We start from the raw sequence: 19,480 nt of genomic DNA, 5'->3' as shown, positions 1-19,480 counted from the left end.
CCGGCAAAAATGCCAAGAGCTTGATTCTACTTCTGTTCGTCAATCCTCACCGGAATGAAGCGCAGCTCTCCTGCCGGGTTGGCCAGAAGCAAAAGGGCGGACTTCCGGCCATCCTGTTTCAGCTTCTCGACCTGGGCAGCCACTTCCTCGGGCGTCTTGACCGGTTCCTGGGCAACTTCCTTGATGGTGTCGCCGGCCTGGATACGCTTTTCCTCAGCAGAACTGCCAGCAATCACCTCGGTCACGACAACGCCCTGGACCTCCGCATTGATCTGGAATTTTTCGCGCGAGGCATCGTCGAGCACCGCCAGCTTCATGCCCAGCACTTCGCTGGTCTTCTGCTCTTCCTCAGCCGGCTTCTTCTCTTCCTCGGCCACACCCGATGCATCTGCCTCTTCAAGGCGGCCAAGCGTCACCTTCAGGGTCACCCGCTCGCCCTTGCGCAGCACGACAACATCCACTTCCTTGCCGATGGCCGTGTCGGCCACCATGCGCGGCAGGTCACGCATCGCCGGAACCGGCCTGCCGTCGAACTCGACGACCACATCGCCAGGCAGGATCTTGGCAGCTGCTGCAGGGCCGTCATCAGAGACACCGGCAACCAGCGCGCCCATGGCCTTGTCCATGCCCAGGCTTTCCGCAATCTCGTCGGTCACTTCCTGAATGCGCACGCCCAGCCAGCCGCGGCGGGTCTCGCCGAACTCGCGCAGCTGCGCAATCACGGCGGTGGCCGTGTTGGAGGGAATGGCAAAGCCGATGCCGATCGAGCCGCCCGACGGGGAAATGATGGCCGTGTTGATGCCGATGACCTTGCCATTCATGTCGAACAGCGGGCCACCCGAGTTGCCACGGTTGATGGCAGCGTCCGTCTGGATGAAGTTGTCATAGGGCCCGGCATTGATATCGCGCTTGCGGGCGGAGACGATGCCGACGGTGACCGTGCCGCCGAGGCCAAAGGGATTGCCGATGGCCATCACCCAGTCACCGACGCGGATCACCTCGCTGTCGCCAAACTCGACCGCCTTCAGCGGCTTCACCGGCGTCACCTTCAGCACGGCAATATCGGTCTTCTCGTCAACGCCGATGACTTCCGCCTTCAGCTTGGAGCCGTCATTGAAATTGGCGGTAATCTCGTCCGCATCCTCAATCACGTGATTGTTCGTGATGATGATGCCTTCGGTGCCATCAATGACAAAGCCGGAACCCAGCGACTGAACACGGCGCGGCGAACCGCCGCCTTCGCCCTCCTCACCGCCTTCACCGTTGTTCTGGCGGTTGAAGAATTCGTCGAAGAACTCCTGGAAGGGAGAGCCTTCCGGCAGCTTCGGCATCGGGATCGACCGGCGGGCCTGAACGGTCTGCTCGGTCGAGATGTTCACCACTGCATCGGCGAGGCCTTCCGCGAGGTCGGCAACGGAGGCTGGCCCCTGTGCCAGCGCGACGTGGCCCGGAGACACAGCGATAAAGGCCGCCATCATCGCCGCTGCGGCCACACGGGCGCCGCGCGAGAGGTGTTGAGCTTTGAAAATACGGGCCATCGGCCGCTTTCCTCCATACCATCGGGCGGGCAGATGCCCGGGTCACGAAATCACTCTAACGATATATGCAAACATGGCGCCAGTTCGACAGCAATCGGACTGGCGCCATGACATTTCCGAGAGGCAAAGAAGCCTTTCAACCGCGAACCAGCCAGATGACGAACACACCGGCAGCCAGGGCCGCAAGGCCAACGCCGCGCAACACGCTGTCATCCATATCGAGCACGCTGCGCAACATCGCTTTCATGCGCCCTGGCGCCAGCGCATAGAGGGTTCCCTCAAGCGCCAGCGCCAAAGCAATGGCTGTTATCAGATCGCTCATTGCCCCGCAGGTGCAGCACCCGCAGCCGGCGCCTGGACCGGCATCTGTACAGGTGCAGCCGCTGCTGCCGCAGCCCCTGCCGGATCATTGAAGTACCGGAAGAAGCTGGAGTCGGGCGACAGCACGAAGCTCGTCTGACCGGCCTTCAGGCCTGCTTCATACGCCTGCATGGAGCGGTAGAAGGTGAAGAAGGATGGATCTTCGCTGAAGGCTTCGGCAAAGATACGGCCACGTTCCGCGTCACCATCACCGCGCAGGATTTCCGCATCACGGCGGGCCTCGGCAATCAGCACCGTTACATCACGGTCGGCACGCGAACGGATGCGGCGGCCCTGCTCTTCACCCTGGGCGCGGATTTCAGTCGCTTCACGCTCACGCTCGGTCTGCATGCGCGAGAACACGGCCTGGCTGTTCGCCTCCGGCAGATCGGCGCGCCGGATCTTCACATCCACCACCTCAATGCCCAGATCGCTCGTTGCCGTTGTCACCAGCGTGCGGATGCGGGTCATGATCTGGGAACGGTTGTCACGGACCACGGCGGTGAAGGTCGAACGGCCCAGTTCGTCACGCAGCGCGCCCTGCAGCAGCGTCGAAAGGCGCTGGTTGGCGGCATTGATGTTGTTGACGCGCTGATAGAACAGCACCGGATCAGAGATGCGGTAACGGGCAAAGGCATCAACCACCAGACGCTTCTTGTCCGAGGCGATGGCTTCCAGCGGCGGCATGTTGAAGTCCAGAATTCGCCGGTCGATGTAGACCACGTTCTGGACCAGCGGAATCTTGAAATGCAGACCCGGCTGCTGGGTGGCGGAAATCACCTTGCCGAACTGCAGGACAAGCGCCTGCTGCGCCGGATTGACGATGTAGATCGACAGGTACAGAACCGTCAGTGCCAGGGCAATGATAACCCCGAGAAAACCGAGAACACCGTTCTTCATTACTGCTGTCCCCCGCCATTACGCACTGCCGGCTGCTGCGGCTGGCTGGTTCCGCGGCCAAAGAGATCGTTGAGCGGCAGATAAGGCACCATGCCCTCGCCCGCCTTCTGGTCGATAACGATCTTGGCATTGCTGCCAAGCACCCGCTCCATCGTTTCCAGATAGAGGCGTTCACGCGTCACATCCGGCGCCTTGCGGTACTCTTCATAGATCTTGGTAAAACGCTGCGCCTGACCATTGGCCTCGGCAATCACCTGATCACGGTAGCCGTTAGCCGCTTCGATGACCCGTGCCGCCTCACCGCGTGCTTCCGGCACAATGCGGTTCGCATAGGTCTGCGCTTCGTTCTGGATACGCTCCTGGTCCGCACGGGCGGCCTGCACGTCACGGAAGGCATCAATGACCTGCTGCGGCGGGTCAACCTTCTGCATCTGCACGCTGACGATGTCGATACCGGCCTGATACTGGTCGAGCGTTGTCTGCATCAAGTTCTGAACGGCAACCTGGATCGGCGCGCGGTTCTCCGTGAGGATCGCGTCGATATCCGAGCTGCCCACCACTTCGCGCATGGCACTCTCGGCCACCGCCTTCACGGTGCCTTCCGGATCCTGGATGTTGAACAGATAGTTGGCGACGCCTTCGGTCGTTGTCTTGATGCGCCACTGAACCTTGAAGTCGGCATCGACGATGTTTTCATCGCCCGTCAGCATCAGGCTTTCTTCCGGCACATCCACGGAACGCACCGTGCCGCCGGAGACGCGCTCCTGCATGCCAACCGTCATTTCCTGCAGGCGCAGAACTTCGGGCTTGTAGACTTCACCGACCGGGTAAGGCCAGTTGTAGTTCAGGCCCGGCTGGGTCTGGCCGGTCACCTTGCCCAGCACCAGTTCCACGCCCACCTGATCCGGAGCCACGCTGTAGAAGCCGGTCAGCATCCAGCCGCCGGCGAGCACGACGCCTGCCAGCAGAATGCCCTTCACACCGAAGTTGCCGCCGCCACCCGGCAGAACCGTCTTCATGCGGTCCTGCGTCCGGCGCAGCAGCTCTTCTAGATCGGGGGGATTGCCGCCACCGTTGCGATTGGGGCCGGAACCCCACGGCCCGCCATTATTGCCGCCACCGCCGCCGCCCCAGGGACCGCCGTTTCCGCCGCCCCCCTTCCAGCCGCCACCGCCACCGCTCTGGTTGCTCCAAGGCATCAAGACATCCTTCTTCGGGGGGCAGGTCTGCCTGTCCCCTGGTTGAACTTGCTGTATCTGACCTGCTTGGGGTTATAGGAAGGTTAGCGGCCGCTGACAACGCGCAGCCTCCGGAGCCTCCCAAACTCAGCCGGATTCAGGTTTATCACCCGTGACATGGGTTCCAGGACCCGGATTTTCAAGGCTTTGCGACGCCTAAGGTTACACCGCAGGCGCGGCAGGGCGACGCATATCCACGTGCGGAATTCCATCCTCCAGATAGATTTCGCCGATGGGCTCAAACCCGTGACTGCCGTAGAAGCGCTGCAGATGCGCCTGGGCCGAAAGCTCCACGTCCGCCTGCGGATGCTCAGCAGCAGCCCAGGCAAGCCCTGCCGACATCAGATGATCCCCCAGCCGCAGCCCCCTTGCATGCGGGGCAACGACAATGCGCCCCAGCCGCACGAAGGGCTCTTCGGCAGAAGGCGCAAAGGCGCGCAGATAAGCAGCAAGGCGTCCCTCACCGTCCTTCAAAAGATAGTGAAGTGCCTCGGGGTCGCGGCCGTCGATTTCCGGATAGGGGCAGTTCTGCTCCACCACGAACACGTCAACGCGCAGCTTCAGCGCCTCGTAGAGGTCCATAAGCGGCATGTCCTTGAAGGCGAACCAGCGGCAGGGCCAGCCTTCTGGCAACTCCCGTGCCGCCGTCATGCTGCAGTCCGCCGCCGGTAAGTCTGGAAGGTCACATCCGCGCTGTCCTTGCCGCCGCGCTCTGCGGCCCGCTCTGCCACCAGTTCCCACTGGCCGGAGCTGAATGCCGGGAACACCGTATCCCCCTCCGGCGTGGCATGAACGCGCGTCAGCTCCAGCCTGTCCGCATAGGCCATGGCTTGCGCATAGATCTGGCCGCCGCCGATGATCATCACTTCTTCCGCTTCGCCCTCGGCCGCCAGCTTGCCGGCAAGTTCCAGCGCGGCTTCAAGGCTCTGCACCAGATGCACGCCTTCCGGCAGATCAATCGCCTGCCGCGAGATCACCACATGCGGGCGTCCCGGCAGCGGCTTGCCGAGGCTTTCAAAGGTCTTTCGGCCCATCACCACCGGCTTGCCAAGCGTCAGCGCCTTGAAGTGCTTCAGATCAGACGGCAGCCGCCAGGGCATGGCATTGTCCGCGCCGATCACGCCGTTCTCCGCCACCGCCGAGACAATCACCGTTTCCAGCATTTTTCCGCCTGCGCTGATCATGGCTTCACCGCCCCAGTGCCTTCAGGCCGAGATCCGGCTGATCGGTGAAGAACCCATCCGCCCCGGCCTCCGTCACTGTCAGCCGCACCAACTCCCCAAAGCTCGGCGCAAAGGGCGGCAGGCGGTCGGCGCGCAAGGTATAGGGATGAACTGCAAGGCCAAAGGCCTTGGCATCGCGCACCAGCGGCGTCACCTCGGCCACGCCGTCCTTGTTCTCATCCGTCAGAACCTGCGTCAGCGACGGGCCAAGCCCGTCCGCTACTTCGGCAATCGCAGCCAGCCCTTCCGGCGTCTTCAGCCAGTCGTAATCCGTGCCCGGCGCCATGTTCCAGCTGTTTTCCCCCAGCAGCTGCACCAGCTTGCCCTTGTAGCCAAGCTCCTGCCTGACGCGGCGGATCTCGTTGAAATCAAAGGACTGCAGATAGACCTTGGCATCGGCCCCGGCGAGGTCATGCGCCTCCAGCACGGCAATCACCGCCTTGGCGAGATCCTGGCCTTCGTCCCGGTGGAAGGCAGGAGACTTCAGCTCCGGATAAAGGCCGAACTCCCGGCCGCTCGTTTGCCCAAGGCCCTTCAGGAAGATGATCTCCTCCTCCAGAGTTGGCACCGTCAGGCCCATTTTCACCCGGGGAAACCGGCCCGGAAAGGCAAGGCCGCCGGTGCGCCCGGCCCGCTCCAGCACCTGCAGCCGGCGGATTTCCTCAAGGGTGAAGTCGATGGCATAATGCAGGCCGTCAGCCCGCGCCCGGCCCGCAAACACCTCCGCCACATCCGTCGTCGCATCCAGCGTGATGTCATGCAGTACGATGGGCACGCCATCCTTCGTCAGCACCACATCCTGTTCGATGTAATCCGCGCCCATGCCCACGGCCAGCGCCTTGGCGGCCAGCGTGTGTTCCGGCAGATAGCCGGAGGCGCCGCGATGGGCGATGACAAGCGGTTCTGCCATGGCAGTGCCCGCCATCAGGACGAGGCCGAGCAGGGAGGCAGGCAGAAACTGGCAAGGACGGCGCATGGCGTCTCCTTTTGTGTGGCTGGCAGAACGTGGGCGAACCGCCGTCCGGTCAGACGGCAATCGGTGCCTTGATCGCGGGATGCGGATCATAGCCCGACAGCTGGAAATCCTCATAGCGGAAGGCGAAGAGATCGGTCACGGCCGGATTGAGTGTCATCACCGGCAAGGGCCGCAGCTCACGGCTCAGCTGCTCGCGCGCCTGATCAAAGTGATTGGCGTAAAGATGCGCATCCCCCAGCGTGTGGACGAAATCGCCCGGCTTCAGCCCGCAAACCTGCGCCACCATCATGGTCAGCAGCGCATAGGAGGCGATGTTGAAGGGCACGCCGAGGAACACATCCGCCGAGCGCTGGTAAAGCTGGCAGGACAGACGCCCGCCCGCCACATAGAACTGGAACATGGTGTGGCACGGCGGCAGGGCCATCTCGTCCACCAGCGCCGGATTCCAGGCGGAGACGATCAGGCGGCGCGATTCCGGGTTCTTGCGGATCATCGCCAGCACATTGGCAATCTGATCGATGGACCGGCCATCGGGCGCAGGCCAGGAGCGCCACTGCGCGCCATAGACAGGCCCCAGGTCGCCGTTTTCATCGGCCCATTCATCCCAGATGCTGACGCCATTGGCCTTCAGATAGCCGATGTTGGTGTCACCGGCGAGGAACCACAGAAGCTCATGGATGATCGACTTCAGATGCAGCTTCTTCGTCGTGACGACCGGGAAGCCCTCTTCAAGATTGAAGCGCATCTGGTGGCCGAAGACCGAGCGCGTTCCGGTGCCCGTCCGGTCGCCCCGGTCGATGCCCTCATCCAGAATGCGCCGCATCAGATCATGATATTGCTGCACGTGGTTACCCGTCCGCTGTCCTGTTCCGGCTGTCTGCCTGTTCTGGCCCGCTGAGGGCTTGGGCGCAAGGATTCATTGCCGGTGCGCGCCTCCTGACAGCCACTCCATCCACAGGCGCCCTGCCCCCTTCCAATCGGCAAGCGAAATGCCTATATTCCAATTGCCGGTTGACCGGCTACGGCGATAAATTGACTGTGTAATAAGCCTATCGGACCCGGGGGCGGTACCCGGCGCCTCCACCCAAGCCCACCTCAACGGTGGGTTTCGGCGGGGGCGAAATAGGATCGACGAGGGTGTAAAGACTGCTCTTTCGCTCGGCATGGTACCACCGATATCGGACCAAATCTGTAGTTGCAAACGACAACTATGCTCAGGACGTCGCTCTCGCCGCGTAATGCGGTGCGGGTTGTCCACCTAAAGCCCTGACGGGTAGCACTGTCAGGCGGGGTTCGGAGGCACCTGGCAACAGAAGCCTCCACTTAAACTCCCAAAGCGATCCAGAGATTTCCGCTGTTTTTCAGCGCTTCCAAGGCATTGCCCCTGCGTCATGCTCTTGCCACAGCGCCGCAGCATGCCCATTATTTCCCGCATGCGCCCTTTCCGGCATCCGGAGCGGAAGCGGCGTGGAGGACAGGTCTGCGAAAAGCCGGGATTACGAGCCTTTCAACAGGGCGATATGTGACGCGAGGGGCTTTTCTTTTGACCGGCAAAGGGTCAAGGTGCCCGAAATTGATTTGATTCCGGCGGACAATAAAGAATGGCAGAAGACCTGCTCCGTTATGACATCATCGTGCAGGACGCCCTGCGGGCGGCGGTGAAGAAGATCCTTGCCGAAGTTGCCCGGACGGGCCTTCCCGGCGAGCACCATTTCTACATCGCCTTCGACACCAATGCTCCCGGCGTGCGGATTTCCTCGCGCCTGAAGGAGCGGTATCCGACCGAGATGACCATCGTTCTCCAGCACCAGTTCTGGGATCTGGCCATCGGCGAGCACGCCTTTGAAGTGGGCCTGTCCTTCGGCGGCATTCCGGAGAAGCTGCTGATCCCCTTCAGCGCCATCAAGGGCTTCTTCGACCCCTCCGTCCAGTTCGCGCTGGAGTTCGAGCCAGGCAAGACCGCAGAACCCATTCCGGACGATCTGGTGGAAGCCGTCGGCGAACTCGCCAATCTGGAAGCTGCCGCTGCCAAGTCCCTCGAGGACAAGAACGTCAAGCCGGCCACGCGCAAGACGGCGGCAAGCGCCGGCAAAGCCGAGAAGGCTGAAAAGGCTGCCAAGGCGGACGCAGCAGAAGAGGGCTCCAAGGACGACAAGCCGGCCGAAGGCGGCGAAGTCGTCTCGCTGGATGCCTTCCGCAAGAAGCCGTAAGATTCAGATCTGCGGAGGACCCGGTCGCAGCGTCCGGGCCTCCCTGTTGGATCAGGTATCAGGGTGGAGGCTGAGGCATGGGCGCCGACATCATCAACCTGCGGCAGGCGCGCAAGGCCCGCGACCTGAAGGCGCGGGAGAGCGAGGCCGAAACCAACCGCCGCCTCCACGGCCGCACCAAGGCGGAACGCAAGCTCAAGGACGCGCTCGACAGCAAGGCGCAGCAGACGCTGGATGCCCATCAGCTGGAGCGCAAGGCCTCTTCTGATAAAACCGAAGATACGGACCGGGATGGCCAGGCGTGACCTTCGTCAAGCGCTCCCTCAGCCTCAAGGGGCACCGCACCAGCCTGGCGCTTGAGCCCGATTTCTGGGCCGAACTTGACCGCATCGCCGCAGAGCGCTCCCTCTCCCTCGCCGCCCTCATCGGCATGATCGACGCCGAACGCGCACCAGATCAGCCTCTGTCCTCTGCCGCCAGAGTGTTCGTGCTGAGAGCGCTCAAGGCTGTGCCGGAGCAAGGGTGACGGAACGCCGCAAGCCTGGGTGCCGATTGAGAAACCCTTCTTGCGCCGCCATTCCTCCGTCATGCCATGACCTGATCATGGCATCCATGCCGTTCCAGATCACATCCGAAGCAGGAGGTCCGGAAATTTGCGCCCGTTTCCGCAACGACAGCCACGGAATGGATGCCATGGTCGAGCCATGGCATGACGAAACGGCTGAGGTCTCTCGAGATGCGGGGCTCTTACCCGGAGGGATCAGTTGGCAGGTGCCGGATAGGTGACCACGAGGCCACTGGGCATGGTGACCTGCACCGGTTGAGCAGCTCTGGCTTGAGTGCGCCCGGCTGGCCTTCCTGCCCCTGCATCAGAACGCTGCCCCTGAACACGCGGCGCAGCGGGAATTTCCTTCGCGGGCTCCAGCGGCGGCAAGGGGGCGACGCTGCCGGTCGCCTCCGGATCACGGTCTGCGGCACCGCTGCGTCCGGCGTTTCCAATGGCAGACTGGATCTTTTCCTCGAAGGTCAGAAGATCGCCGATAGCATCCCCATTGGCGGGCTCCGGCTCCGTCTGAGCGCGCTCGCTGCGGGATGGCGCGGTGCTCTGCGCATTTCCGCGCTGGTCGGGCGCGGGAGCGGGTTCGGGGGCTTTTTCCGGCTCACGGCCTGACGCGCTCCCGGCCGCGGCTTTTTCTGCGGCAGCCTTTTCCGCAGCCGCCTTCTCGGCTGCGGCCTTTTCGGCCGTCCGATGCTGATCTTCCGCCTCGCGGAAATATTTCATCTCGCGGGCCAGCCGGTCACGGTCGAGGATATCGGCCTGCAGGCGCTCCACCCGCTCCACTTCCTTCTCGAAGGCGCGCAGGGTGAGGAAGGCCATCAGCGGGCCGGTGTCGATCCGCCGTTCCGGGTTGCCCAGAGGGCCGGAGAAGATCACGCCTGCCTGCGGTTCGGCGCCGGCAACCGCGTCCTCGCCTGCATCGGCTTTCAGCGAAAGATCGGCCTGCACAGTCCAGTCATTGAGATTGATCTGGCCGGAACCAAGCAGAGCCGCTGCGGTTCCCTCAGCACTGAGATTGCGCAGGCTGACGCGGCCGGCCGCCATCGACAAAGAGCCTTCGATGGAAGTAAAAGGCAGCGTGCCTGCATCCAGCTGGCTGGCAAACAGGCTGCGGATCTTGTCTTCCTCCAGCTGCAGGCCGGAGTCGGCTGCGCGGATGATGAGGCCGAAAGCTTCCGGGTTCAGCGCCCGCAGCTCACCGTCCTTCAGAGCCACCGTGCCGCCGCCACTGAGCCCGGCGGCCATGGCTGCGATGGACCGGCCACTCGTTTCAAACTGCACATTCACATCCAGCGTGCCGGTTGCCACGGCCCGGCCAGAGCGCTGCCAGACAAGGTTCTCGGCCTGCGCGCCGGTCAGTTGCAGCGTACCGGAGAAGCCCGCCTCGCCCGCATTGCGGGTCAGCGCCACCTGCCCGCTCAAGCTGCCGCCGCCATAGCGGGTCTCAAGTCCTTCAAGCCGCAGGCTGTCCGGCACGATCCGCAGCTTCGCGGAAACCGTCTCGACGGCCGTCAGGTCATCCAGCCACAGTTTTCCGGCCTTGAGATCGAGACCCAGATCCATGTGCCCGGCAAAGGGCGTTCCAAGCGCCTGCCCCGGCCAGACGCCGTTCCCCTCGGCAAGCGCCCATTGATCGGCGCCCAGCATGACTTCCGACAACAGGCGGGCGTCGAGGGCCGAAAGGTCCAGCGCGCCGGAAATCCGGTAAAGGCCCGATCCTGCGGCTGGTGTCAGATCCCCCGTCAGGCGCCCGGCCACGGTCACACCGGCCATGGCGCCCTTGATGTCGCTCAAGCTGAGCTTGCCGCCTTCACCCAGCAGATCAAACCGCAGGTCCGCCGTCAGATCCCCCGCCAGTGCGGGCAGGACCTGACCGGTCATCAGCACCGCAGGAGAAAGGTCCTGCGATTTCAACGTCACCCCGGCGGTGTAGCGCAGCGGCACGCCATCGCGCGGCAGTTCCATGTCGCCAACGGCTTCCAGACGGCTCGTTCCCGCCTTCGCATCGAGGCTGAGGGCAAGGCTGTCGCCCGGCTGTCCGTTCAGTTTCAGCGCCAGTTCCGCCGCACCAAGCCCCTCTTCCGAGGCAACGTCAAAGCCGAGCTGGCGCAGCAAAAGCGCGCCTTCCGGCCCGGACATGTTCAGCGTCAAGGCCGCATCACCATCGCGCCAGGCATCCATCCGCCCGGCGAAGCGGCTGTCGAAGCCAATCTTGTTGCCGTTGACCTCGCCCGACAGCACCAGCCGCATCTCGCTGCCCTGGCCGGAGGGCTTGGCCTCAATGCGCCCGTCCAGCTTGGCCGGCACCAGATAGTCACCGCCGATCTGCAAGCGCCGGGTCAATTCACTGTCCGGAGCCGCATTCTCGATCAGAGCGTAAAGCCCGGCCAGAGAGCTTGCCTCCAGCGTTGCGTTGAGCGAGCCCGAGGGAACGGTAGTCAGATCCCGGATGGTGCCGATGGCATCGATGCGCGCACCGGCCAGATCATTGGCGGAAAGTTTCGAGATCTTCAGCTGCTCGCCGTCATATCCGGCTTCCACCGTCAGGGCCTTGCCCTTGATGCCCCGGATCGACACTTCACGGGCGTGAAGCTTCACGTCAATCTCTGCCCCGGCAAGCATCCCGCCCAGCGCATCAGCGCCAAAGGCCGGAGCCAGGCCGGACACAAGATCCAGATCCAGCTTTTCCGCCTCAAGGCCGAGCGCGAACACGGATTTGCCGTTGCGCTCATGGGTGTAGGCGATGGACCCGGAGGCCTTCGCCCCGTCAATATCGAGGCGCGAGACGGCAAAGCTCACCCCGCCGCTGCCCGCATCCAGCTTGCCTTCAAGCGCAACCGGCAGACCGGTGAAGACAAGCCCGTTGTGCCCCTGCAGCCAGCCCGTCAGCAGACCCGGCTGCGCAGAATTGAGCACCAGCGTGCCGCTGTAGGACGGCGCGCCTTGCAGGGACAGGTCCCCTTGCGTGGTCACCTGTGTGCGGCCCGGCAGGCGGCTTGCGAGCCGCAGCACTTTCCAGCCGCCAGCTGCCGTTTCAAGGTCCAGTCGCGTGCCCTGAATGACCTCGCCGCCAGCCACAATGGCCGGAAGGTCAAGCGAGACCTCGCCCTTGAGCGTGTCCGGTGCCAGCGCTGCAAGACCGGAAAGAAGGCTTTGCCCTGCCGTGCGGATGGCCACAGGCTGCTGCGGGCCCTGCCCCAGCATCCGGTCCAGATCCAGCTGCCGCGCACCGGCCTTGATGAGGAACCGGCGCGAATCCGCCAGATCGAGATTAGCCTCACCCGTCAGCGTCACATGCCGCTCGTCCGGGCCATAGCGAAGTTCAAAGGAAGGCACGGTGATTGCAGCCGGGCCGGCCTTCACGTCACCCTGGACCCGCCACTCCTGCATGGAGGGATCATCGGAGGCAACGGAGGCGAGCGTGAACCGGCCGTCAAGCTCCGGCGCACCGGCCTTGTCGCTCAAAAGCGCGTCAACGCTCAGCTGGGCGGGCGTCAGTGCCGGGGTCAGGTCTGCCTTGATGCGGATGCCGCCGCCGGGCTGGCGCTCACCCGTGGCAAGGCGCAGAGACATGGGCTCGCCGTCGCTGGAGAGACTGCCGTCCACCTTGAACGGGCCGTTGAGCGAGCGGGCGCTCACCACCACATTCACGTTCTCGATCTTGCGCGACCCGCCATCGCGGGCATCGGAGAGCGTCACACTGCCGTTGTTCACCTCGATCTGGTCAAAGGCGACGTTCTTCGGGTCCACCCGGGCAAGGCCCGCCTCGCTGCGCTCCATCAGCCAGTCAAGGCGGCCATCCTCATCGAGCGCAAGGTTCACCTGCGGCCGGTCCAGCCGCATTTCCACGACGCGGATTTCGCCCTTCAGCAGGGACGGCAGTTCGACGCGCATCTGAAAACGGGAAACGGACAGCAGCGGGTTTTCCGCATCTCCCACCCGCACATCGGTGAAGGTGAGCGCCGGGGCGGGCAGAAGGCTCATGTCGGCCTTGCCCAGCACCGTCACCTTGTGGCCCAGCGCCTCGCCGGCATAGCGCTCGAAGGTCGAACGGTACGCTGTCCAGTCGACAAAGAGAGGCCCGACCAGCGCCGCCAGCAGCGCCAGGATGATAGCCACACCCGCCGTGATATAGACCGAATTCAGCGTCGTTCTCCTGTTGCGTGCGGCAAGCTGCCGTTACACGAGCACGATCTTGCCCGGGTTCATGATGTTATCCGGATCAAGGGCAATTTTAAGGGTACGCATCACATCCAGTGCGTCTCCATGCTCTTTTTTCAGATATTTCATCTTGCCCTGCCCCACGCCATGCTCGCCGGTGCAGGTGCCGCCCATTTCGATGGCGCGCCAGTTCATCTGCTCGATGAAGGCTTCACTCTCCGCCAACTCCTTCGGATCATTGACATCCACCAGCACCAGCGTGTGGAAATTGCCGTCGCCCACATGGCCAACGATGGGCGCCAGCAGCCCGCGCCGCTCGATGTCGGCCACCGTCTCAGCCACGCATTCGGCAAGGCGGGAGATGGGCACGCAGACATCCGTTGACACCGCCTTGGAGCCGGGGCGCAGGCCCTGCGCCGCGAAATAGGCGTTGTGGCGCGCCGTCCAGAGCTTGGTGCGCTCCTCCGCCTGCAATGACCAGCGGAAGGTGCCGCCGCCGCAATCCGCCGCAATCGCCTCGAACAGTTCTGCCTGCTCCTTCACGCCCGAGGCCGTGCCGTGGAATTCGAGGAACAGCGTCGGCGTCTCCTCAAGATCCAGCTTGGAATAGGCGTTGCAGGCGCGCACCTGCATCTTGTCCAGAAGCTCGATCCGCGCCACCGGAATGCCGGACTGGATGGTCATGATCACGGCGTTGCAGGCCGAATCCACATCCGGGAAGGGGCAGACGCCGCCGGATATGGCTTCCGGCTGGCCGAAGAGCCGGAGCGTCACTTCCGTGATCACGCCCAGCGTGCCTTCCGAACCGACGAACAGCCGGGTCAGGTCATAACCGGCAGAGGATTTGCGCGCCCGGCCGCCCGTGCGGATGATGCGGCCATCCGCCGTCACCACGGTCAGCCCCAGCACCACATCCTTCATGGTGCCGTAGCGCACCGCATTGGTGCCCGAAGCGCGGGTTGCCGCCATGCCGCCGATGCTGGCATCCGCGCCCGGATCAATGGGGAAGAACAGGCCCGTGTCACGGATAAAGGCATTCAGCTGCGAGCGCGTCACACCGGCCTGCACCACGCAGTCGAGATCTTCCGCATTCACTTCCAGAATGCTGTTCATGCGGCTGAGATCGATGGAGACGCCGCCGCCGGGGGCATTCACGTGGCCTTCCAGCGAGGAACCGGTGCCGAAGGGGATGACCGGCACCTTGTGCAGAGCACAGAGCCGGACAATCTCCGCCACCTCTTCCGTCGTCTGCGCAAAGACCACAACGTCCGGCGCCTGATTCGGCAGCCAGGTCGTGGTGTGGCCATGCTGCTCGCAAACGGCTGCGGAGGTGAAGCACCGCTCGCCAAAACGGGCAGACAATGCGGCCTTCACGGCGGCGATGCCGTCCTCGTTGCGTTTCACCTGCACCTGCATGGCCGCCAGAGACATGGCGCATCTCCTCATCCTGTCGTGAGAACCTTGGTTTCCGGCCCTCTTGTGTTGGCGCACACTATCAAAGATGCCCCGCCACCCAAAGCTGTCTTGTGGGGCAAATCCCGGTTCTGTTGTCTCACCTGTTTCCTCCCGGCAAAAAGCCGTTGAATCGGGTCCAGTTCTGACCGGGATTGCGGTAAGAAGGAACACGCGTGGCCAGCGGCCGCAGCATCTGCGTTCCCGGATGTGGAGAGCATCACGCCATGGCCAAAGGCCCCGCCCCACTGTTTTCCCTCAAGCTTCCCCTGAAAGCAGGGATCACGGCCATCGCCGCCGAGTTGCGGCTGAATGTCCGGCACTTCCGCCACAGCAAGGCGCCGCTTATCTGGGTGCTCGCCCTGTTCATCGGCGCCATTGTCTCCTGGGCGGCCATTTTCTTCCGCGAACTGATCGGCCTCGTCCAGATGCTCTGGCTCGGCACGTCCAGCGAGGCGGTGGTGACGGCCGTTGCACAGGTACCCTGGTATGTGGTGATGCTGGCCCCTGCAGCCGGCGGGCTGGTGGTGGGGCTGCTGCTGCATTTCGTCCAGCCCATGCAGCGGGCCTCCAGCGTGGCCGATGTGATCGAGGCCCGTGCCAGCGCCGGGCGCAGCCTGCGCTTCTGGCCGGGCATGTCCTCCGCACTGATTGCCGCCCTGTCGCTCGGCTCGGGCGCCAGCGCCGGGCGCGAGGGGCCGATGGTGCATCTGGGCGCGACCATCGCCACCAGCCTGGGCCGCCTGTTCAGCCTGCCGGACTCATCGCGCCGCATGCTGCTGGCCTGCGGTGTCGCCAGCGCGGTTTCCGCCTCCTTCAATGCCCCCATCGCGGGCGTGCTCTTTGCCCATGAGGTGATCCTCGGGCATTACGCCCTATCCGCCCTGCCCCCTGTCGCCATCGCCGCCGTCACCGGCACCGTCTTCTCCCGGCTGTGGTTCGGTGATGTGGCGGCCTTCATCATTCCTGCCTATCAGATCACCTCCTACTGGGAGTTCCCCGCCTTCGCGCTTCTGGGACTTGCCTGCGCCATCGTCTCCATCCTGTTCCAGTTCGCCTTGACCGGCACGGACTGGGTGGCGCGCAACATTCCCCTGCCGCTGTGGCTGCGCCCGGTCACGGGCGGGCTGGCAGTGGGGGCCATAGCACTGATGTTCCCCCATGTGCTCGGCGTTGGCTACGAGGCGACCGATGAAGCGCTGAAGAGCCAGCTGCCCCTGACGCTGCTGCTGGCCCTGCTGGTGGCCAAAACGGCGGCAACTGCCATCACCCTTGCCTCCCGCTTTGGTGGCGGCGTGTTCTCGCCTGCGCTCTATCTGGGCGCCATGACGGGCGGGGCCTTCGGCATCATCGCCGCCGCCGCCGTGCCGGACATGGCCTCCAGCGGCGGGCTCTATGCCATTCTCGGCATGGGCGCGGTCGCGGCTTCCGTGCTGGGTGCCCCCGTCTCGACCACCATGATCGTCTTCGAGCTGACCGGCGGTTATGGGCTTTCCATGGCGCTGCTGCTGTGTGTTTCCATCGCCACTGGCATCACCCAGGCGGTACATGGACGCTCCTTCTTCCAGTGGCAGCTGGAAATGCGGGGCGTGCCGCTCAAGGACGGGCTGCACCGCATGCTGGTGCGGGAGGTGCGGGTGGATGACTTCATGACGCCACTGGCCCCCGGAGACACCGGAGAGACCGGCCCGCTGACGCCGGAGATGCCCGTGCTCTTCACAGACGAAACGCTCGACAAGGCCTTGAGGCGGTTCGATGAAACCGGTCAGACGCGGCTTCCCGTGGTGCGCCGCTCAGCCCCGCTGATGCCCGTCGCCACGGCCTTCCACGTGCACGCGCTGGCGCATTACAATGCGGTCCTGATTAAAGCGGCGGAAGAAGAACACCGGTAAAGTCCATATTTCTCAGTGCGTTGATGAATGCACCGGAATCATCTTTCCAAGCCGGCTGAGCACCATCTCAGCGGCTTGAATCAATGTGTGAGGAGTGGGCGCGGACGTGCTCCGGGCGGCCAATAAACCCTCCCGTGTCATCCCGGTTTGGCGCGAAGCGGCAAGACCGGGATCTAGTATCCCCTGCGGCCAGAATGCCAAGACAGGGGATACTGGTTTCCCGCCTTCGCGGGAATGACACTGAGCAAGCCGTCAGTTCCTCACCAAACTCCAAAACCGGATCAAACCGGCTCCGTTGCCTGCTCCAGCCAGATGCGCGTCTTGCCGTCGAGGTGCGGGCCGACTTCGTGGCGGACGCGGGCGTGGTAGGCGTTGAGCCAGTTGCGCTCGGCCACCGTCAGCAGGTCCACATCCACCAGCCGCCGGTCGATGGGCGCCAGTGTCAGCGGCTCGAAGCCCAGCATGGGCCGCTCGCCACCGGGAATGTCCCGCGCCTCTGTCACCAGTTCCAGATTCTCGATGCGGATGCCGTATTCCCCGGCCGGATAATAGCCCGGCTCGTTGGAGAGGATCATGCCCGGCTTCAGCGGCTGGCTGCCCGTCTTGGCAATGCGCTGCGGCCCTTCGTGGACCGAAAGATAGGCCCCGACGCCGTGGCCGGTGCCGTGGTCATAATCAAGCCCGGCTTGCCAGAGCGCAATGCGGGCCAGCGTGTCGAGCTGCGCGCCGGTCGTTCCTTCAGGGAAGCGGGCCGTGGCGATGGCGATATGCCCCTTCAGCACCAGCGTGAAGTGGCGCTTCATCTCCGCCGTCATTTCCCCCACCGCGATGGTGCGGGTGATATCGGTGGTGCCGTCCTCATACTGGCCACCGGAATCGATCAGGAACGGGCGGTTCAGCGGGACCGGCAGATTGCTCTCCCGGTTCACCCGGTAATGGCAGATCGCCCCATTCGGCCCGGCGCCGGAGATGGTGTCAAAGGAGATATCCTTCAGCACGCCCGTCGCAGCACGGAAGGCTTCCAGCTTTTCCGCCGCGCCAATCTCATCCAGCGTGCCCTTGGGCGCTTCTTCGTCCAGCCAGCACAGGAAGCGGCAATAGGCCGCCGCATCGCGCAGATGCGCCGCTTTGGCCCCTGCAATCTCGGCCGCATTCTTGATGGCCTTGGGCAGCAGCACCGGATCGGCGGCCTCCACCAGCTTGCCGCCGGCCCCGGTGATCTTCGTGGCGATGGCTTCACCGGCAAGGTCCGGGTCCACCATCACCGTCAGCCCCTCCTTGCCGAGGCTTTCCAGCGCGGACAGGAACTGATGCGGCTCGGCAATATCGGCATAGGCCGAAAGCTCGCTGCGGACCTCGTTGGAGAGCTTGCGCCCATCAATGAAGAGCACGGATGGCTGCGCGGCCTTCAGCACGGCAAAGGACAGCGGCAGCGGCGTGTGGGACACATCAGACCCACGGATGTTGAAAAGCCAGGCAATCGAATCGGGCTGGGTGATCACCACCGCATCCGCGCCGCGCTCCACGACGGAGGCCATGATGCGGGCGGCTTTGTCCGCAACGGCCTCTCCCGCAAACTTGAGCGGATAGAGCGAAACAGCACCCAGCGGCGCCTCGGGACGGTCTTCCCAGACCGCATCAACCGGATTCGTCTCGACTGCCACCAGTTCAGCCCCTGCCTTGGCGCATACTTCGCGCAGGCGGCGGGTTGCGTTGAGTGTATGCAGCATCGGGTCAAAACCCAGCTTCATGCCCTTGGAAAGATTCGCCTCGATCCATTTGACCGGCGGCTCGTTGATGAGATGCAGCGGGGTGAAAACCTCGCAATCCACCTGTTCGCGCACCTGCAGCGTGTAGCGGCCGTCCACGAAGATCGCAGCCTTGCCGCCCAGCACGGCGGCCACGCCTGCCGAGCCGCCGAAGCCGGTCAGCCATTGCAGGCGGCAATCGCAAGGCGGCACATACTCGCCCTGGTGCGCGTCGGCGCGGGGGATGAGGAAACCGTCGAGGCCACGGCGGGCAAGCTCTGCCTGAAGGGCCTGAAGCCGCGGACGGCCAACGGAAGGATCGGTGGGGGTGTCAAAAGTCTGGAACATGGAGTGGAGCCTAAACCCGCCGCAGCGGCCAGACAATCTCAAAGGCACCACCCGTCCACATGCAGCAAGGTTAAAAAGCCGTTTCCTTTCGCACTGCGGCATAGTCTTTTCGCACATGCAATAAACGCAAGGCAGTCATGCGGTTCCATGTCTTTTCGGAATGGCCGGATGAGGCCATATTCAACCCGTGACGAGGGAGGAACCTAGCCACACTGAATTGATGGAGAAATCCAAATGGCACTTTCGACTGTTACCTCCACGATGATCGCCGCTGATCGCCGTTCGTCCCGCAGCATCATCCGCCGCGCTTTCGACCACATGGTCGCTGCGCGCGAAAAGCAGGCCCTGCGTTATGTCAACGGCTACCTGCTGTCGCTGGACGATGCCACGCTGGCAGCTTACGGCTACGATCGCGAAGAACTGCGCCGCCAGGGCTCGCTCACCAGCGCGATCTGAGACGGAAACCATATCGCAGCCGCGGCGGAGTGATCCGCCGCCCGGACTGCGGGATGACAAGGCTCCTTCGGGGGCCTTTTTCCGTTTTGGGGCAATGGCTTGTGGCGCATGGCGGAATCAGAGGGGCAGCTGGTTGAACGCGCCATACGGGTAGTGTGCTGAGAGTTCTGCAAATTCGCTGAGAGATGGCGGTCATGGCAGACTGGTGTTGTTCAAGTTCACCGTTTCCCGTGGAAGGAACGCCGCCATGACCAAGACCGAAGTTAAGACCGCCAGCGCCAGCGTCAAAGAGATTCTGCTTTCGCACCCAGACGGCCTGCGCGATGTGATCCGCGCCGTCATGCAGGAGGTTCTGGAAGCAGAGATGGACGAGGCGCTGGGAGCGGCGAAGAGCGAGCGGACGCCGGAGCGTCTGGGCT

General features: G+C 63.7%; 17 protein-coding genes, 1 other RNA gene and 1 pseudogene. 7 read left to right on the top strand and 12 right to left on the bottom strand.

Going from position 1 to position 19,480, the window contains the following annotated elements:
- Positions 1 to 26: 26 nt before the first annotated feature.
- The 8 genes from H163_RS0110080 to H163_RS0110045 form a co-directional block, all read right to left on the bottom strand.
- The gene (locus tag H163_RS0110080) at positions 27 to 1,538 is read right to left on the bottom strand and encodes a DegQ family serine endoprotease (RefSeq protein WP_019964456.1); all 1,512 of its coding nucleotides are present in this window, start codon (positions 1,536 to 1,538) and stop codon (positions 27 to 29) included.
- 136 nt (positions 1,539 to 1,674) lie between these two features.
- A complete protein-coding gene (locus H163_RS0110075; RefSeq protein ID WP_019964455.1) occupies positions 1,675 to 1,860 on the bottom strand; it encodes a DUF2065 domain-containing protein in 186 nt (61 codons plus the stop codon).
- A complete protein-coding gene (hflC, locus tag H163_RS0110070) occupies positions 1,857 to 2,798 on the bottom strand; it encodes a protease modulator HflC (protein ID WP_019964454.1) in 942 nt (313 codons plus the stop codon). Before hflC ends, H163_RS0110075 begins: the two co-directional genes overlap by 4 nt.
- Entirely contained in the window at positions 2,798 to 3,997 is a 1,200-nt protein-coding gene (hflK, locus tag H163_RS0110065; protein WP_019964453.1) for an FtsH protease activity modulator HflK, read from the bottom strand. The genes hflC and hflK overlap by 1 nt, the downstream gene beginning before the upstream one ends.
- A 201-nt stretch (positions 3,998 to 4,198) precedes the next feature.
- Positions 4,199 to 4,687, bottom strand: a complete 489-nt coding sequence (locus H163_RS0110060) for a GNAT family N-acetyltransferase (RefSeq protein ID WP_019964452.1) — start codon at positions 4,685 to 4,687, stop codon at positions 4,199 to 4,201.
- Positions 4,684 to 5,220: a dihydrofolate reductase gene (locus H163_RS0110055; protein ID WP_019964451.1), complete on the bottom strand. Its 537-nt coding sequence runs from the start codon at positions 5,218 to 5,220 to the stop codon at positions 4,684 to 4,686. The genes H163_RS0110060 and H163_RS0110055 overlap by 4 nt, the downstream gene beginning before the upstream one ends.
- A 4-nt stretch (positions 5,221 to 5,224) precedes the next feature.
- Complete coding sequence (gene glpQ / locus H163_RS0110050; protein ID WP_019964450.1) at positions 5,225 to 6,235, bottom strand: glycerophosphodiester phosphodiesterase; 1,011 nt, start codon at positions 6,233 to 6,235, stop codon at positions 5,225 to 5,227.
- A 49-nt stretch (positions 6,236 to 6,284) separates the two neighbouring features.
- Complete coding sequence (locus H163_RS0110045) at positions 6,285 to 7,079, bottom strand: thymidylate synthase (RefSeq protein ID WP_019964449.1); 795 nt, start codon at positions 7,077 to 7,079, stop codon at positions 6,285 to 6,287.
- A gap of 123 nt (positions 7,080 to 7,202) precedes the next feature.
- Between H163_RS0110045 and ssrA the strand changes: the two genes are divergently transcribed.
- From ssrA to H163_RS0110030, 4 genes are all read left to right on the top strand, one after another.
- Positions 7,203 to 7,559, top strand: a transfer-messenger RNA (tmRNA) gene (gene ssrA, locus H163_RS23970).
- Between the two features lie 277 nt (positions 7,560 to 7,836).
- The gene (locus H163_RS0110040) at positions 7,837 to 8,445 is read left to right on the top strand and encodes an SspB family protein (RefSeq protein WP_019964448.1); all 609 of its coding nucleotides are present in this window, start codon (positions 7,837 to 7,839) and stop codon (positions 8,443 to 8,445) included.
- Between the two features lie 77 nt (positions 8,446 to 8,522).
- Positions 8,523 to 8,750 (top strand): DUF4169 family protein, encoded by a 228-nt coding sequence (locus tag H163_RS0110035; protein ID WP_019964447.1) that lies wholly within the window; start codon positions 8,523 to 8,525, stop codon positions 8,748 to 8,750.
- Positions 8,747 to 8,971 carry a ribbon-helix-helix domain-containing protein gene (locus tag H163_RS0110030; protein WP_019964446.1) on the top strand — a complete coding sequence of 75 codons (225 nt, stop codon included), beginning with the start codon at positions 8,747 to 8,749 and terminating at the stop codon, positions 8,969 to 8,971. Before H163_RS0110035 ends, H163_RS0110030 begins: the two co-directional genes overlap by 4 nt.
- Before the next feature lie 234 nt (positions 8,972 to 9,205).
- Here the strand turns inward: H163_RS0110030 and H163_RS25000 are convergent, their stop codons facing one another.
- The 3 genes and pseudogenes from H163_RS25000 to H163_RS0110020 form a co-directional block, all read right to left on the bottom strand.
- Positions 9,206 to 10,651 carry an AsmA family protein gene (locus H163_RS25000; RefSeq protein WP_486644324.1) on the bottom strand — a complete coding sequence of 482 codons (1,446 nt, stop codon included), beginning with the start codon at positions 10,649 to 10,651 and terminating at the stop codon, positions 9,206 to 9,208.
- A gap of 1,839 nt (positions 10,652 to 12,490) precedes the next feature.
- Positions 12,491 to 13,153, bottom strand: a pseudogene (locus tag H163_RS24995) (AsmA family protein); the annotation flags it as partial.
- 30 nt (positions 13,154 to 13,183) lie between these two features.
- On the bottom strand, positions 13,184 to 14,596 hold the full coding sequence (locus H163_RS0110020) for an FAD-binding oxidoreductase (RefSeq protein ID WP_019964444.1): 1,413 nt from the start codon (positions 14,594 to 14,596) through the stop codon (positions 13,184 to 13,186).
- Between the two features lie 248 nt (positions 14,597 to 14,844).
- On the opposite strand from H163_RS0110020, the gene H163_RS0110015 reads away from it, so the two are divergent.
- Positions 14,845 to 16,509: a chloride channel protein gene (locus H163_RS0110015; protein ID WP_019964443.1), complete on the top strand. Its 1,665-nt coding sequence runs from the start codon at positions 14,845 to 14,847 to the stop codon at positions 16,507 to 16,509.
- A 281-nt stretch (positions 16,510 to 16,790) separates the two neighbouring features.
- On the opposite strand, the gene H163_RS0110010 is transcribed toward H163_RS0110015, so the two are convergent.
- Complete coding sequence (locus H163_RS0110010; protein WP_019964442.1) at positions 16,791 to 18,605, bottom strand: aminopeptidase P family protein; 1,815 nt, start codon at positions 18,603 to 18,605, stop codon at positions 16,791 to 16,793.
- Between the two features lie 234 nt (positions 18,606 to 18,839).
- Between H163_RS0110010 and H163_RS0110005 the strand changes: the two genes are divergently transcribed.
- Positions 18,840 to 19,061 (top strand): hypothetical protein, encoded by a 222-nt coding sequence (locus H163_RS0110005; protein WP_040678584.1) that lies wholly within the window; start codon positions 18,840 to 18,842, stop codon positions 19,059 to 19,061.
- Positions 19,062 to 19,308: 247 nt separating this feature from the next.
- On the top strand, positions 19,309 to 19,480 hold a 172-nt coding region (locus H163_RS24375; RefSeq protein ID WP_040678582.1), incomplete at its 3' end, for a transposase.

It is taken from the genome of Pannonibacter phragmitetus DSM 14782, assembly GCF_000382365.1.
In the GTDB taxonomy this organism is placed as follows: Bacteria; Pseudomonadota; Alphaproteobacteria; order Rhizobiales; family Stappiaceae; genus Pannonibacter; species Pannonibacter phragmitetus.
The sequence above is the reverse complement of the archived record's forward strand: the minus strand, read 5'-3'. Positions and strand labels throughout refer to the sequence as shown.

Bases quoted from the DNA above. Each gene is read 5' to 3' on its own strand.
- H163_RS0110015 (WP_019964443.1), top strand. From the start codon at position 14,845: ATGGCCAAAGGCCCCGCCCCACTGTTTTCCCTCAAGCTTCCCCTGAAA.
- H163_RS0110020 (WP_019964444.1), bottom strand. From the start codon at position 14,596: ATGTCTCTGGCGGCCATGCAGGTGCAGGTGAAACGCAACGAGGACGGC.
- H163_RS0110055 (WP_019964451.1), bottom strand. From the start codon at position 5,220: ATGATCAGCGCAGGCGGAAAAATGCTGGAAACGGTGATTGTCTCGGCG.
- H163_RS0110035 (WP_019964447.1), top strand. From the start codon at position 8,523: ATGGGCGCCGACATCATCAACCTGCGGCAGGCGCGCAAGGCCCGCGAC.
- H163_RS0110060 (WP_019964452.1), bottom strand. From the start codon at position 4,687: ATGACGGCGGCACGGGAGTTGCCAGAAGGCTGGCCCTGCCGCTGGTTC.
- hflC (WP_019964454.1), bottom strand. From the start codon at position 2,798: ATGAAGAACGGTGTTCTCGGTTTTCTCGGGGTTATCATTGCCCTGGCA.
- glpQ (WP_019964450.1), bottom strand. From the start codon at position 6,235: ATGCGCCGTCCTTGCCAGTTTCTGCCTGCCTCCCTGCTCGGCCTCGTC.
- H163_RS0110040 (WP_019964448.1), top strand. From the start codon at position 7,837: ATGGCAGAAGACCTGCTCCGTTATGACATCATCGTGCAGGACGCCCTG.
- H163_RS25000 (WP_486644324.1), bottom strand. From the start codon at position 10,651: ATGCTGGGCGCCGATCAATGGGCGCTTGCCGAGGGGAACGGCGTCTGG.
- H163_RS0110075 (WP_019964455.1), bottom strand. From the start codon at position 1,860: ATGAGCGATCTGATAACAGCCATTGCTTTGGCGCTGGCGCTTGAGGGA.
- H163_RS0110005 (WP_040678584.1), top strand. From the start codon at position 18,840: ATGGCACTTTCGACTGTTACCTCCACGATGATCGCCGCTGATCGCCGT.
- H163_RS0110080 (WP_019964456.1), bottom strand. From the start codon at position 1,538: ATGGCCCGTATTTTCAAAGCTCAACACCTCTCGCGCGGCGCCCGTGTG.
- H163_RS0110010 (WP_019964442.1), bottom strand. From the start codon at position 18,605: ATGTTCCAGACTTTTGACACCCCCACCGATCCTTCCGTTGGCCGTCCG.
- hflK (WP_019964453.1), bottom strand. From the start codon at position 3,997: ATGCCTTGGAGCAACCAGAGCGGTGGCGGTGGCGGCTGGAAGGGGGGC.